13 protein-coding genes are annotated in these 15,340 nt (G+C 54.8%); 12 read left to right on the top strand and 1 reads right to left on the bottom strand.

Annotated features, from left to right (window positions below):
• Positions 1–107: 107 nt before the first annotated feature.
• The 9 genes from H7U12_RS15875 (at position 108) to H7U12_RS15835 (ending at position 11,547) form a co-directional block, all read left to right on the top strand.
• Positions 108–1,406, top strand: a complete 1,299-nt coding sequence (locus tag H7U12_RS15875) for a DUF4861 domain-containing protein (protein WP_186639779.1) — start codon at positions 108–110, stop codon at positions 1,404–1,406.
• A 180-nt stretch (positions 1,407–1,586) separates the two neighbouring features.
• Positions 1,587–3,029: a pectate lyase family protein gene (locus H7U12_RS15870; protein WP_241749469.1), complete on the top strand. Its 1,443-nt coding sequence runs from the start codon at positions 1,587–1,589 to the stop codon at positions 3,027–3,029.
• Positions 3,030–3,039: 10 nt separating this feature from the next.
• Entirely contained in the window at positions 3,040–3,990 is a 951-nt protein-coding gene (locus tag H7U12_RS15865) for a pectinesterase family protein (protein ID WP_186639777.1), read from the top strand.
• Positions 3,991–4,057: 67 nt separating this feature from the next.
• Entirely contained in the window at positions 4,058–5,287 is a 1,230-nt protein-coding gene (locus H7U12_RS15860; protein WP_186639775.1) for a glycoside hydrolase family 88/105 protein, read from the top strand.
• A 9-nt stretch (positions 5,288–5,296) separates the two neighbouring features.
• Positions 5,297–6,274, top strand: coding sequence for a pectinesterase family protein (locus H7U12_RS15855; protein WP_186639773.1), 978 nt, complete (start codon positions 5,297–5,299; stop codon positions 6,272–6,274).
• A gap of 141 nt (positions 6,275–6,415) precedes the next feature.
• Complete coding sequence (locus H7U12_RS15850; protein ID WP_186639771.1) at positions 6,416–6,562, top strand: hypothetical protein; 147 nt, start codon at positions 6,416–6,418, stop codon at positions 6,560–6,562.
• A 123-nt stretch (positions 6,563–6,685) separates the two neighbouring features.
• A complete protein-coding gene (locus H7U12_RS15845; RefSeq protein WP_186639826.1) occupies positions 6,686–8,287 on the top strand; it encodes a glycoside hydrolase family 43 protein in 1,602 nt (533 codons plus the stop codon).
• Positions 8,288–8,930: 643 nt separating this feature from the next.
• Positions 8,931–10,691 (top strand): glycoside hydrolase family 28 protein, encoded by a 1,761-nt coding sequence (locus H7U12_RS15840; protein WP_186639769.1) that lies wholly within the window; start codon positions 8,931–8,933, stop codon positions 10,689–10,691.
• Between the two features lie 64 nt (positions 10,692–10,755).
• A complete protein-coding gene (locus H7U12_RS15835) occupies positions 10,756–11,547 on the top strand; it encodes a rhamnogalacturonan acetylesterase (protein WP_186639767.1) in 792 nt (263 codons plus the stop codon).
• Between the two features lie 129 nt (positions 11,548–11,676).
• Here the strand turns inward: H7U12_RS15835 and H7U12_RS15830 are convergent, their stop codons facing one another.
• Positions 11,677–12,663 carry an alpha/beta hydrolase gene (locus H7U12_RS15830; protein ID WP_186639765.1) on the bottom strand — a complete coding sequence of 329 codons (987 nt, stop codon included), beginning with the start codon at positions 12,661–12,663 and terminating at the stop codon, positions 11,677–11,679.
• Positions 12,664–13,100: 437 nt separating this feature from the next.
• On the opposite strand from H7U12_RS15830, the gene H7U12_RS15825 reads away from it, so the two are divergent.
• The 3 genes from H7U12_RS15825 to H7U12_RS15815 all read left to right on the top strand — a co-directional run bounded on the left by H7U12_RS15825 (position 13,101) and on the right by H7U12_RS15815 (position 15,229).
• Entirely contained in the window at positions 13,101–13,499 is a 399-nt protein-coding gene (locus tag H7U12_RS15825) for a VOC family protein (RefSeq protein WP_186639763.1), read from the top strand.
• 138 nt (positions 13,500–13,637) lie between these two features.
• Positions 13,638–14,399, top strand: coding sequence for a rhamnogalacturonan acetylesterase (locus H7U12_RS15820; protein ID WP_186639761.1), 762 nt, complete (start codon positions 13,638–13,640; stop codon positions 14,397–14,399).
• Between the two features lie 152 nt (positions 14,400–14,551).
• Positions 14,552–15,229, top strand: coding sequence for a LamG domain-containing protein (locus H7U12_RS15815; RefSeq protein WP_186639759.1), 678 nt, complete (start codon positions 14,552–14,554; stop codon positions 15,227–15,229).
• Positions 15,230–15,340: the final 111 nt, after the last annotated feature.

Below are 15,340 nucleotides of genomic sequence, written 5' to 3'. Positions count from 1 at the left end.
GTAGACATTGAAAACCGTTTAGTGCCTGTTTTCTAAAAAGGGCTCCTAAACAGAATCAGAACAGTATTTCTGCCCTTGGTAGGATTTACTTAGCACCTACAGAAATCATGACGAGTAGCATAAAAAAATGGACCAATGGAATTTTCGTATTCCTGCTTCTGCAGAATCTGGGTTGTACTACCAGCCAACCTTCGCAGAACGCAGCCTCCGCTGAATTTCCTGAATCGTTCACGGTAGCAGTAGCCAACCCCCTGGCTCGGGAGCGGGAGAGTGTGTTGGTGCTCATCAGGGAAGAGGAGTTACCCAGGAAACAGGCGGCTTTCAACCGGAACGCGTTCATCGTGACCGACGGTACCACGGAAATCCCCAGCCAGTACAACGGCCAAGACCAGGAAAACCGGGGCATCGCGTTGGTGTTGGACCAGATGGCGGCTGGCGAAACTCGTAAACTGACGGTGCAATACCATCCGGCAGGAGCCAATCCGCGCACGTATCCCAAACGTACCCAGGCCGAGCTTTCTAAGAAAGTAGGCGGTGCCTGGGATAAACGGAAATACGTAGGCGGTACTTTCCAGAACATTGATTCCCTACGCGTTCCCAGTGAACTGACTGACCATTCCTACTACCTCCGCTACGAGGGCCCGGGTTGGGAGTCAGACAAAGTGGGCTACCGTTTTTACCTGGACTGGCGCAATGCCGTGGACGTGTTCGGGAAGAAAACACCCGAGATGGTGTTGCAGAAAGTGGGGCTAGATGGCTATGACTCTTACCACAACCCGCAGCCCTGGGGCATGGACGTGCTCAAAGTAGGGAAAGCCCTGGGCGTTGGTACCTTGGCTATGTATGACAACGGCAAAGCCGTGCGGGTGGAGAAAACAGACAGCACCTACAGCAAAATCAACCAGAACGGCCCGGTGTATTCCTCCATCCTCACCCAGTACTACGGGTGGCAGGCGGCGGGCCACAAGTTGAACGTGCACTCCCAACTGAGCATCCACGCCGGTACCCGCATGACCCACCACCAGATCCGGCTGGAGGGCGGGCAGCCCCAGAACCTGGCCACGGGCCTCATCAAAGACAAAGCCGCGAAACTGGTGAGCGACCCCGGCGAGGCCGGTAAACGCTTCGGGTACATGTACACCTATGGCGCCCAGACCCTGAACAAACCGGCCGACAACATCGGGATTGCGGTGCTGTTCCATTCCCAGGATTTTAATTCCTTCTCCGATGATCCGCTGAGCCACGTGGTGCAGCTGAAACCTACCAACGGGCAGGCCAGCTACTATTTTCTGGCCGCCTGGGAGCTGGAACCGAACGGCATCAAAACCGAAGAGCAGTTCCGGCAATACATCACCAGAACCGCTGAGGAACTGGCAAATCCGGTGAAAGTGACGGTGTCCAGGTAAAATCGGCTTTAGGGCTGTTTTTCTGAAAACTGCCTCAAAACGGAAGGCATCGGAAAGAAGCTGAAATGGGAGTGACCATAGACTTGTCTTATTTCAAAGAGGTGCACTCGTTTTTAGCCTGATTTTTGGAAAAGACGCTGGAAACGGTCCTGCCGGGAATAGTTTAGTAAGTAGAACTACATGAAAAACAGAAACAATAGAGTAGCGAGTACCTGCCTGGGGTTGGCGTTCCAGATGGTGATGGTGGCCGGTTGCGCCCAGAAAGTAGGCTCTGCGCCGGTAGGTCAGGCGGGTGAAACACCAGCTAAAACCACGGAAGCGCCCGCTCCGGCTGACTCGGCTGGTGAGCAGACGCAGGTACTGGCATTTCCCGGGGCCGAAGGGTTCGGGAAGTTCACGACCGGCGGGCGCGGAGGCCAAACCCTGATCGTTTCTACCCTCGCTGACTCTGGTCCGGGAAGTCTGCGCGAAGCCATCCGCAAGAAAGGCCCCCGCATGATTGTGTTTGCGGTGGCGGGCACCATTGAACTGCAGTCACCGCTGGACATCAACAACGGTGACCTAACCATTGCCGGCCAATCGGCACCCGGCGAGGGCATCTGTCTGAAGAATTACCAGGTCAGCATCAAAGCCGATAACGTGATTGTGCGTTACCTGCGGTTCCGGTTGGGCGATGAGAAAGCCCAGCAGGCCGATGCGTTCGGGGCCAACCGAGGTAATAGCAACATCATCATCGACCATTGCTCCATGAGCTGGGCCACCGATGAATGCGCCTCCTTCTACTACAACAAGAACTTCACCCTGCAGTGGAGCATCATTGCCGAAGCCCTGAACGCCTCGGTGCACGCCAAAGGAGACCACGGCTACGGCGGCATCTGGGGAGGCGAGGGAGCCTCGTTTCACCACAACCTCATCGCCAGCAACAACAGCCGGAACCCACGGTTCAGCGGGTCCAAATCGGTGCCCAACCCTGCGGGTGAATTGGTGGATTTTACGAACAATGTGATCTACAACTGGGGCCACAACAGCATTTACGGCGGAGAAAAAGGCCGCTACAATCTGGTGAACAACTACTTCAAGCCCGGGCCCGCCACGCTGGAATCTAAGCGCAACCGGATTGTCAACCCATCGGCGCCCTACGGGAAATTCTACGTGGCCGGAAATCAGGTGGAGGGGTTTGCCGACGTCAGCAAAGACAACTGGGCCGGAGGCATTCAGCCAGACAACATGGACTCGGTGCAGTTCGTGAAAGCCAGTCAGCCTTTTGCGACCATCTCCATTCAGGTGCAGGAACCCAAAGCAGCTCTGGAGGCGGTGTTGGCCCATGCGGGCGCGAGTCTGAAAAGAGACGCCGTGGATGCGCGTATTGTGCAGGAAGTGCGAACCGGTACCTCCACCAGCGGCAAAAAGAAAAACGGCATCATTGACTCTCAGCGTGACGTGGGTGGTTTCCCGCAGCTGAAAACCGCTCCCGCCCCTCAGGACCAAGACCAGGACGGCCTGCCCGATGCGTGGGAAACAAAGCAGAAACTGAACCCGGCCAGTGCCGCTGATGCCGCCGCGTTCACCCTGGACAAGCACTACACTAACTTGGAAGTGTACTTAAACAGCCTGGTTAACTAAAGGAAAGATCATGAAAAAGTGGTTCGGTTTCTTTCTGATTGGCGTTTTGGCGGTGCTTTCTGCAAATGGGCAGCAAAAGCGCCTAGTGGTGACCCAGGATGGCAGCGGCGATCATGCCACCATCCAGAGCGCGGTAGATGCCATTCCGGCCTTTCCCAACGAGCGGATTGAAATACTCATCAAAAACGGCATTTACCGCGAGAAGCTCGTGATCTCCTCCTGGAAAACCAACCTCACTTTCCTGGGCGAAGACCGGGACAAAACCATCATCGTCTGGAATGATTACTCGGGCAAAGGCCAGATCAACACCTTCACGTCGTACACCGTTTTGGTGCAGGGAAACGGATTTCGGGCCGAAAACCTCACCTTCCAGAACGATGCCGGTCCTGTGGGGCAGGCTGTGGCCCTGCACGTGGAGGCCGACCGCTGCGTGTTCAGGAACTGCCGCATTCTGGGCGATCAGGATACCGTTTACGCCGGGGTAGACAACAGCCGCCAGTACTACGTGAACTGCTACATAGAAGGCACCACCGACTTTATCTTTGGGCCTGCCACAGCGGTGTTCCAGAACTGCACCATCCATTGCAAAAAGAACTCCTACATCACCGCCGCCTCTACGCCGCAGCACCAGCCGTATGGCTTCGTTTTCCTCAATTGCACCATCACCACGTCAGCGCCGCAGGCTACCAAAGTTTACCTGGGCCGGCCGTGGCGACCTTATGCCCAGACGGTTTTCCTGAATACTGAATTGGGCGCTCACATCCTGCCCGAGGGCTGGCACAACTGGAACAAACCAGACGCTGAGAAAACCGCCCTCTACGCTGAGTATAAATCCACCGGGCCGGGCGCGGCTCCTGAGAAACGGGTCGCCTGGTCCAAGCAACTTTCCTGGAAAGAAGCCCGGAAATACAAGCCGGAACGGATTCTGGCAGGAGACGACCACTGGAACCCCACGCAATGAGTTTTCGACTCGTTTTCTGAAAATCGACCCTAAAACACCGCTTTCAAGAATTTTTTCTAGTACCTATATGAAGCTTGCTCACTACGCCCTACTTGCTTTCTCCGTCCTCACTCTGGGGTGCCGCTCGGGTCAAACCACCACGGCCGGTGCGCCCGCCACTGCCCCCTCCGGTAAGCCGTACTCCGTCTGGATGGCCGATTCTGAGATGAAGCGCAGCCCGCAGGGCTGGATGATTGATTTCCGCAGCGAGCCGAAGTGGGATTACACGCAGGGGCTTTTCGCGAGTGCTTTGGAGCGGGTTTGGAAGCGAACCGGCGACCAGAAGTATTTCACCTACATCAAGGCCTTCGCGGATACCATGATTACCGCCGATGGCAAAATCAAAACCTACAAGAAATCCGATTACAACATTGACCGCGTGAACCCGGGCAAGTTCCTGATCGGGCTGTACAAAGAAACCGGCCAGCAGAAGTATAAGATCGCGGTTGACGAGCTCCGTGACCAGATGCGCACGCACCCCCGAACCTCGGAAGGTGGTTTCTGGCACAAGAAAATCTATCCGCACCAGATGTGGCTGGACGGCTTGTACATGGCCTCGCCGTTTTTGGCGCAGTATGCCACTGAGTTCAATGAACCCGCTTTGTACGATGACGTGGTGAAGCAAATCATCCTCATTGACAAACACACCTGGGACGAGAAGAAAGGCCTGTTCTACCACGCCTGGGACGAGAAGCGCGAGCAGAAATGGGCCGATCCGGAAACTGGTCTGTCGCCCAACGTGTGGGGCCGGGCCATGGGCTGGCTGTCCATGGCGCTGGTAGATGCCCTGGATTACCTGCCGCAGAACCATCCGCAACGCGGCGAGGTGTTGCGCGTGACCAAAAAGATGGCGCAGGCCATTGCCCAGTACCAGGATCCTGAAACCGGTTTGTGGTGGCAGGTGGTGGACCAGGGCGGCCGGGAAGGAAATTACCTGGAGGGCTCGGTTTCCAGCATGTTCACGTACTTTCTGGTGAAGGCCACCAAGAAAGGCTACATCGATCAAAAGTACCTGGAAGACGCCCGCCAAGGCTACAAAGGGTTACTGGAGAACCTGATCAAGAAAAACGAGGACGGTACCATCAGCATCACCAGCGTGTGTGCGGTGGCTGGTCTGGGCGGAACCCCGTACCGCGACGGCAGCTACGAGTACTACATCAACGAACAGAAACGCGACAACGACCCCAAAGCCGTGTCGCCGTTCATCATGGCCTCCCTGGAGTTTGAAGAAATGGGCAAAGCCTCGGCCTCTAACTAAGCATCGCGCATGAACCTCAAAAGCACTTTTATCCTGCTGATTTTTCTGGGCGCTGCTCTGCTCGCGCCGGCCCAGAAGTATGACTTTGTGGTAGCAAAAGACGGCAGCGGAACCTTTAAAACCGTGCAGGAAGCCATCAACGCCGTGCCCGATTTTCGGAAGAATGTCACCACCATTTACATCAAAAACGGCACCTACAAAGAGAAACTGACTTTGCCCGCTTCCAAGACCGCCGTGAAGATGATAGGCGAGGACGTGAAGAAAACCATTCTCACCTTTGACGATTACGCGTCTAAAAAGAACCGGTTTGGCGAGGAAATGGGCACCACCGGCTCCACCAGTTTCTTCGTGTTCGGGGACGATTTCACCGCCGAAAGCCTCACATTTGAGAACGCCGCGGGTCCAGTAGGGCAGGCGGTGGCGGTGCGCATTGACGGCGACAAGGTGATGTTCCAGAACTGCCGCTTCCTGGGTTTTCAGGACACCCTTTACCCGCATGGCGAGAAAAGCCGCCAATACTACAAGAACTGCTACATAGAAGGCACCACTGATTTTATCTTCGGGTGGTCTACGGCGGTGTTTGAGAACTGTGAGATCTTCAGCAAAAAAGGCGGAAACTTTGTCACCGCCGCTTCCACTCTGGAAGGCGCGCCGTACGGGTTCGTGTTTCTGAACTGCCGCCTCACCGGGGATGCGCCCGAGAAGTCCTACTACCTGGGCCGCCCCTGGCGCCCGTTCGCCAAAACGGTGTTTATCAATACTTACCTGGGCAAGCACATCAGGCCGGAGGGCTGGCACAACTGGAACAAACCCGAAGCGGAGAAACAAGTACTGTACGCCGAGTTCAACTCCAGCGGCCCGGGTGCCTCCAGAACCGGGCGCGTGCACTGGGCAAAGCAGCTCACCGAGGAGGAAGCCAAGCAATACTCCCTGAAAAACATCTTCGGGGACTGGGTTCCCGGGCAGGTAGTCACCGCCGGTAAGTAACCGGGTGACCAAGGTCTGCTTTCTTCCGCTGATCGGTTAAAAGAGGGCGTGGGTTTTCAGGGTCGTTTCAGGAAATCGGCTGTAAAACAGATGCAAGGATGATTCTTCCTGTGAAGGAAGGGAGAGGAAACGAATTCGGAAATGAACTACTTACATTGCTCCTGCTGGAGACACCACGTGCGCTGGAACGGGGGCGATCAACGGGGGAGAATGCTGCCCAGCGGCCTGTACTTCATTTTCGTGCAGGTGGGCAATGAAAAAGATACCAAGCGCGTGACCTTTAAATAAGCGATAAAAGTGCCGTCTGGTGCTAAAAAAATAGATTACATGCTTTCTAAAAAACAGCTTGCCCTGAGTTTACTGGTGCTATTTACCGCTTGTACAACAGAGAAAACCCGCACCCAGGTATCCATGTCCAGCACCAGCGCCTCAGCGGGCGCTGTGGCTTTGCCGACGAGCGCCGTTTCAAAGGTGTGGGTGTCTGACCAGGGCGACGGAACGTACCAAAACCCCGTACTCAACTCCGATTATTCTGATCCGGATGTCTGCCGTGTGGGCGATGATTACTACATGACCTCGTCCAGTTTCAGTTCCATTCCGGGCTTACAGATTCTGCATTCCAGGGACCTGGTAAACTGGCAGATCATTGGGTACGCCATTGACCGTTTACCGCCTTTCCAGCATTTTGCCAAGCCGCAGCACGGCAATGGCGTGTGGGCGCCTGCCATCCGGCACCACAAAGGCGAGTTCTACATTTACTGGGGCGATCCGGATTTCGGGATTTACATGGTGAAAACCAGGAACCCCGCGGGCCGCTGGGAAACTCCCGTGTTGGTGATGGAAGGCAAAGGCTTGATTGATTCCTGCCCGTTCTGGGACGAGGACGGCAACGCTTACCTGGTGCACGGCTGGGCCGGGAGCCGGGCGGGCGTGAAAAGCATGCTTACCGTGAACCGCATGAACCCCGAGGGCACCCAAGTGCTGGACGAGGGCGTGATGGTGTTTGACGGCCATGACGCGCACCCCACCGTGGAAGGCCCCAAGTTCTACAAACGGAACGGCTACTACTACATTTTCGCGCCGGCGGGTGGCGTGGCCACGGGCTGGCAGCTGGTGCTTCGGTCTAAAAACATCTACGGACCCTACGAGGAGAAAATTGTGATGGACCAGGGCAAAACACCCATTAACGGTCCGCACCAGGGCGCTTGGGTAGACACCAAAACCGGCGAGGACTGGTTCCTGCATTTTCAGGACAAGGAAGCGTACGGCCGGGTAGTGCACCTGCAGCCCATGAAGTGGGTGAACGATTGGCCCGTGATTGGCGAAGACCCGGACGGCGATGGAAAAGGCCAACCCGTTCTACGCTTCAAAAAACCAAACGTGGGCAAAACCTTCCCCGTGGCAACGCCCGCCGAGTCAGACGAGTTTGACAGCCATCTGCTGGGCTTGCAGTGGCAGTGGCATGCCAACCCCAAAGCCACCTGGGCTTTCGCCTCCAACAAAGGTCACTTGCGCCTTTTTACGGATCAGATGCCCGAGGGCGGTAAAAACCTCTGGGATGTGCCCAACCTGCTGCTCCAGAAATTCCCCGCCGAGAATTTCACCGTGACCACCAAACTCAGGTTCACGCCCAATCCTAAACTGCAGAACGAGCGCACTGGTCTGGTGGTGATGGGCATGGATTACGGCTATATATCGGTGGTGAACAGAAAGGACGGTCTGTACCTGACCTACAACACCGCCCTCAAAGCCGACAAAGGCACACCTGAAAAAGAGCAGGTGTTAGGAAAACTGACCGGAAACGAAGTGCAGTTCCGGGTGCAGGTGAGTAAAGGCGCCCAGTGCCAGTTCAGCTACTCAGAAGACGGCCAGAACTTCAAAAACGCGGGGAGCGTCTTCACCGCCGTGCCCGGCAAATGGATAGGGGCCAAAGTGGGCTTGTTCGCACTGCGCGATGATAAAACCAATGACTCCGGCTACGCCGATTATGACTGGTTCAGAGTGACGAAGTAGAAGGGAGGTCGCGTTTTAGGGCTGTTTTGAGAAAATCGGCTTAGAAACAAAAAGAGAAGAGCATACTGTTATAAACTGCTATTAAAGGCCAAATAGTGAGAGAAAAGCCTTTTGTGTCTTCATGAGAAAAATGGTAGCGAACGACAATAGCGATACATATAGGCAGTTCTGGTTCTCTGTCAACATCCTTCAGGAGGAGTGAAGGAAAGTACCATCGCCCTTGCTGCGTGTTCTCACCAGCAAGCGGGAAGGCGTCTCCAACTAGGTTATTGGCTTCTGAGAAGATCAACCGAGGGCTAATTGGTTGGTTTGTTTAGGGGCTGTTTTCAGTAAAATGGGCCTAAAACAAGGGATCATACTGCATCCCGCTTTCTAGTCATACTGGAGGAAGGATGGTGGCGAACGGCAGTAGTGGTTGAAAAGAGCAGTTCTAGTTTGCTCTCAAGATCCTTTCAGGATGACAGGATCTTGTGGGATTATTCTGGAGGACAACTGGGGATGCAGGAGGATAAAAGCTGAGGGAATTCAGGATGATAAAATTTGGGACCGTCCAGGAAGATAAAAAGTGGTTTTAGGCCGTGCAAATACTTGGAACAGCCCATTTGAAGTGTATAAATAAGAGTTCAAGAGTAAACATATCCTTATGAAGAATGTAGCAAAGAGCAGGTTTTTATTGGTCCTTGGCTTGGCGAGCGCCTTTCAGTTCTCCTGCCAACGGCAATCCTCGGCTCCGGCGGCCAGTACCGCTTCTGGCAGCCCCCAGCTTTCTACTGGTCGTAACTTTTCCAGCGCCAGCGTAGCGGCTTCCATTTACGAGGGCATTGAGTTTGACATGCCCAAGGTGAAGGAAACCAAGTTCCCGGACTACAGCGTATCCATCACGAGATACGGAGCCGTGGGCGATGGCATCACCAAGAACACCAAAGCCTTTGAGCAGGCTATCCAGGACGTGGCAGCCAAGGGCGGAGGGCACGTGGTGATTCCACGCGGGCTGTGGCTCACCGGGCCCATCGTCCTGAAAAGCAACATCGACCTGCATGCCGAGGCCGGGGCCATGGTCATCTTCAGCCGCGATTTTGACGATTATCCCGTGGTGAAAACCAGTTTTGAGGGGCTGAATACGTACCGCTGCCAGTCCCCCATCTCGGGGAACAACCTGGAGAATGTGGCCATCACCGGCGAGGGTACCTTTGACGGCAACGGCGATGCCTGGCGCCCGGTGAAGAAAAGCAAACTGACGGCAGCGCAATGGAAGGAACTCACCAAAACCGGCGTGCTCAACGCCAAAGGCGACATGTGGTATCCCACCCAAAAAGCCTTGAAAGGTGATACCCAGGGCAGCAACTTCAATGTGCCCGATCTGCAAACCAAAGAGCAGTTTGAAGCCGTGAAAGATTACCTTCGCCCCGTGATGCTGAGTCTGGTGAACTGCAAAACCGTGTTGCTGGACGGCCCTACCTTCCAGAACTCGCCTGCCTGGAACCTGCACCCGCTCATGTGCCAGGACATCATCCTGCGCAACCTGAACGTGCGCAACCCCTGGTACTCGCAGAACGGCGATGGGCTGGATCTGGAGTCCTGCAAGAACGCGCTGGTTTACAACAACACCTTTGACGTAGGCGATGACGCCATCTGCTTCAAGTCGGGCAAGGACAAAGACGGTCGTGAGCGCGGCGTACCCACCGAGAACGTGATCGTGAAAAACAACGTGGTGTACCACGGCCACGGCGGCTTTGTGGTGGGCAGTGAGATGAGTGGCGGCGTGAAGAACGTGCACGTGTCTAACTGTACCTTCATGGGTACAGACATCGGGTTGCGTTTCAAGAGCACGCGCGGCCGCGGTGGCGTGGTGGAGAACATCTGGATTTCCAACATCGACATGGTCAACATTCCCACCCAGGCCATTAGCTTCAACCTGTTCTACGGGGGCAACTCGCCGGTGCTAGAGGAAGACCAGAAAGCCTCTGATGAGGCCAGGGTAGAGAAACTGGTGCCGGTCACCGAGGAAACTCCGTCGTTCAAGAACATCTGGATGCGCAACATCACGGTCTCGGGGGCAGATGAGGCGGTGGCGCTGCAAGGCCTGCCTGAGATGAACCTGCAGAACGTGAATATCGCGGATTCTTACCTGAAAGCCCGTAGAGGGATATCGGCGGTGGATGCCTCGGGAATTTCCCTGAAGAACGTGAAAGTGATCACCGAGAAAGGTCCGGCCCTGACCATCTACAACAGCAAAGACATCCAGGTGCAGGGCCTCACCTTCAACCAGAACAAAGAGCCGGTGGTGAAGGTGATGGGGCCGCTCACCAAAAACGTGAAGCTGGAGAGCAAGGATTTCGCCAGTGCCGCCACCCAAATCTCCACAGGGAAAGAGTTAGGCAAAGCGGCCGTTTCGCTGCAATAATCACCAGTAGAAGGGAGGGGGAGCCAAGGCGTTTTCTATCCCTTTTCATAAAACCAGGTCTAAAATGAATCAGAAGTTTTTTGCTGTTTTGCTCTTGTCCGTAGCCCTGGGCGCTATGGCGTTTGCGCCTTTCAAAAAGGGAATAGTGCGCGTATATCTCATCGGAGACTCTACCGTAGCCGATTACTCTGATTATGACGGCGAAGATTACCTGAACAAGCGGTACCCGATCATGGGGTGGGGGCAGGTGTTCCAACCGTTTTTAGTCAAAGACAGTCTGGCTAAGGTGAAGCACCTGATCAACGGAGACAGCGTTCTGCTCCTGGACAAAGCCCGCGGAGGACGCAGTACCCGCACCTTTTTTGAGGAAGGCCGCTGGGCCCAGGTGTACAAAGACCTGCAGAAGAATGATGTGGTGATGATCCAGTTCGGGCACAATGATGCGGCGGTTGACAAACCCGAGCGGTACGTGACCGTGCAGGGCTACAAGGAGTTTCTGCGGCTGTACGTGAACCAGACCCGTGAGAAAGGCGGCATTCCGGTGCTGCTTACGCCGGTCGCCCGCAACTATCCCTGGAAAGACGGCAAGATTGGCAACGTACACGGCGAGTATCCGCAGGCGGTGAAAGACGTGGCCAAGGAACTGAACGTGTTGCTCATTGATCTGCAGCAGCTGTCCATGGAATCTTTTTCGGCCAAAGGCCAGGAATACGTCACCAACACCTACTTCATGAACCTGCCCGCCGGGCAATACAAAAACTACCCCGAGGGGCAGAAAGACAACACCCACTTTCTGCCCGCCGGCGCAAAGGAGGTGGCCCGCCTGGTGTTTGAAGGAATGAAAAGCCTGAAGTAAATGGAATCAGCTGGTCATTGACCTAAAAAGCGTTTCGGGGCTGTTTTACAGAAAACAGCTCCGAAACGCTCCTGAATTTAAAACGGGTGGGCTGACTCCTCATTTTCACTGTTTTGCTTAATGGCAGGCTTATCTTTTGATCTGGTAAATCTTCTTCAGGAAGGCGTTAATGTGGGCGACCATGGGTTCAAACCAGGGATGGAACAGCGGGAACGTGTGGGGCGTATTGGGGAAGGTGTGTACTTCTGAGTAGATGCGGTGCTGGTCCAGCACTTTCCGGAAATCACCGCGGCCGGCGTGCATGCGATCCACGGCGCTGTTGATGAAAAGGAAAGGTGGGGTAGTTTTGCCCACGTGCGTGAGCGGCGATGCTTCTTCCCATAGGGCGAAGTTCTCTTTCTTGGGGTAGCCGAACCAGTACGTGGCCGCCGAAGTGCCTTTGGTGTCATTTCCCTCGCCTGATTCTGGGTGCACAAAGGAAAGGGTGCCGTCTATGTCCACTACCGCCTGCACTTGGCTGGAGACTGCGCTCCGGCAGTTCGCTCCTTCAAATTCAGGTTTTTCGTTGGTAGTGCCCAGGAAAGCAGCCAGTTCTCCGCCCGCCGAAAAGCCCAGCGCGGTTATTTTAGCAGTGTCCAGGTTAAATTGTCTGGCGTTGGTTCTTAGCCAGCGCACGGCAGATTTCAGGTCGAGGATGGCGGCGGGGTAAAGGGCCTCGGTGGAAAGGCGGTACTCCACGGTAAAACAGGCGTAGCCCAGATCGGCGAGCCGCTGCGCCAGCGGGATGTGTTGTTCCCGGTTTCCGCTGCGCCAGCCACCCCCGTGAATCAGGAGAATGGCGGGTGTTTTGGTCTTGGTTTTCTTTTTAGGGTAAAAAGCATCCAGGGCAAGTTTTCGGTCTCCCACCTGGCAGTATACCAGATTGCGCTTTTCCTGCACCGAGGGCAGTTTGAATTCCTCTACCAGTTTAATCTCCGGATTTTTCTTCTTGGCCTGCCGGTACGCGCCCGCGTTGGAGAACGAAGTGTCACGTACTCCGGTCAATCCGGTGGTCATCTGGGCCAGGCAGGAGCCCGCTGACAGGAGCAGGAAAAGTCCGAGCAAAGGTAGTTTCATATGGATTCTATATGTGCGTCTTCAACGACTGGTACCAGCCAGCAAAAGGGGTGTCCCTAAAGGGAATTACTTTATGTAAACGGTTGCACAAAAGATAAGGATCTTCGGCCTTGTTCTCGCTTTACAAGTTTGAAAGAGAAACTAAAGCAGCTTGCCTTACCCAGCACGTTAGAGAACGTCTTTCTTTAAATGTAAGAAATAAATTCATGTTTGAAGCTGAAATAAGAAGAAAGGTTTTCATGCTTTTGGCAAAGTTTGTGCTAAATTTAAGAGACGGTGAGATATGCAATCGTTTGCGCTTTTACCTATCAGGTAAAGGAAACGCAGTTGCCTGGAGGAAGAGGCGATTCTGGATGATGACCGTTTGCTGAACCGCAGTTTACCGCCGTATTCGGTACCTAAAACAGGAAGTACGCCATACGTCTTAAACCCGAACTATGAAATTAGAACACTTTGCGCTTAACGTAGAAGACCCTTTGGCCATGACTGACTGGTATGTCCAGCATTTGGGCATGCGAGTGGTTCGGCAACAGAAAGAAGCCCCTTACACCACGTTCTTCGCCGATGACAGCGGCCGGATCATGGTGGAAATCTACCTGAACCCCGTCCATGAAGTACCGGCGTACCGCACCATGAATCCTTTGCTGGTGCACCTGGCCTTCGTCTCCGAGAACCCCACTCAAGACAAAGATCGGCTGTGCGCGGCGGGGGCTAGCCTGGTATCTGACCAGAAGTTAGAAGACGGCTCGCACCTGATCATGCTCCGCGACCCCTGGGGACTGGCGCTGCAACTCTGTAAACGAGGGACGCCCATGCTGGCCCGGGTAGAGTGGTAACGGCAATCGGTGTTTTTAAGGCGATTTTCCAAAATCGTTCTTAAATCTGGAGTGCCGGGAGGAAGTTTCCTGTAGGTCTGGCGTGTTGGCAGGGAAGAGATCCGCCTGAGTAATGATCATGTATAACTGTGCTATCGGATGAAGTTTAAAGCCATTTTCCTTTTCCTGGCCCTTGGTTGCCTAGGGCTCACGTCTTTTCTGAACCAGGCTAAGCCGCCCATTACCGTGTACCTGATTGGCGACTCCACCATGTCCGTCAAAGAAACCAAGGCGTTTCCCGAGACGGGGTGGGGCATGCCTTTTGTCTACTTCTTCGATAATACAGTGAAAATAGAAAACCACGCCAAAAACGGCCGAAGCACGCGTACCTTTCTGGAGGAGAACCTCTGGCAGCCCGTGGCCACCCACATGAAAGCCGGCGATTACCTGTTCATTCAGTTCGGGCACAATGACGAGGTGCCCACGAAGAAAAGCTACACCTCTGAGGCTGCTTACCAAGCCAATCTGGAGCGGTTTATCTCTGAGGCAAGAAAGAAGAACGTGACGCCCGTGCTCATTACCCCCGCCGCCCGCCGGAAATTTGACGCCGCCGGAAAGCTGGAGGAAACCCACGCCGTCTACTCGGGCTTGGTGCGTTCTGTGGCCCAAAAACAGAAAGTTGCCCTCATTGACCTGGACCGGAAAAGCCAGGAACTGCTGCAGAAACTCGGCCCCGAGAGCTCCAAGCTGCTGTTTGTGTACCTCCAGCCCGGCCAGCACCCCAACTATCCGCAGGGCAAGGAAGACGACACGCACTTCAATGAGCTGGGTGCCCGCGAGATGGCCCAGATTGTCTTTGCTGAACTCAAAGCCCAGAAATTGGAACTCGCCGACAGAATGGTGAAGCCGCAGGTGAAGTAGTCACAATACAGCTTCGCCGGAATCAGGATAAGACGATGCTTTGCCGTCCTGCTACCGTCCGATGTGAAAGGAAAAGTTCAAGATTCACTTCCACTGCTTTAAAGCCGTTTCCCGGAAAACTGCCCTAAAACGCTGGTGCTGATTTATTGCCCATGAAAAATGCCTCTTCCGTTCTTCTCGCGCTGCTGGTATCCGGGGTGATTTCTTCCTGCGCCGTGCAGAAGCCGGTGCACTGGACGCTGGATTCGCTCACCGGCATTGGCGGACACGCCACTGCTGTGCTGGGAAACCCTACACTCAAGCCGGGCCTAGGCGACATGCAGGTACTGCGCTTTGACGGACAAGACGACGGTCTGCTGGTAAACCACAACCCCATTGCCGGAGCCGAGGAATTCACCATTGAGGTGGTCTTCAAGCCCCATTTCGCCGGGCCCGCCAACAGAGAGCAACGTTTCCTGCACCTGGAAGACATGGCCACCGGGCAACGGCGTATCCTGCTGGAACTTCGGCTCAACAACCAAAACCAGTGGTACGCTGATTTCTTCATGCGCACCGAGAAAGCCGCACTCACGCTCATTGACTCTACCAAAACCCACCCGGTGGGAGAGTGGGCCACCATGACGCTCACCTACCGAGACAGGCAACTGAAAGGTTACGTGAACGGGCAACTGGAGCTTTCCGGGGAGATTGAATATTTGCCGCTCCCGCTATCGGCGAAGGTTTCCATCGGCACCCGCATGGACAAACGCTCCTGGTTCAACGGCGAGATTCAACGCGTGCGGTTCTGGCGGAAAGCCCTGGTACCAAAGAAATATTCCAATTCTCTGTAAGCGGGAAAGCTTCTGAACACCAGCCGTTTTAAAGCCGATTTCCGGAAAAGACCCGGGAAACGAACTGGCCCATTTACCCTTATGCTGAACGGCACGCCGCCGCTTGCGCAC

The organism is Rufibacter sediminis (assembly GCF_014269285.1).
Classification (GTDB): Bacteria; Bacteroidota; Bacteroidia; order Cytophagales; family Hymenobacteraceae; genus Nibribacter; species Nibribacter sediminis.
Note: the sequence above shows the minus strand (reverse complement) of the source record. Positions and strands in the feature narration are given on the sequence as shown.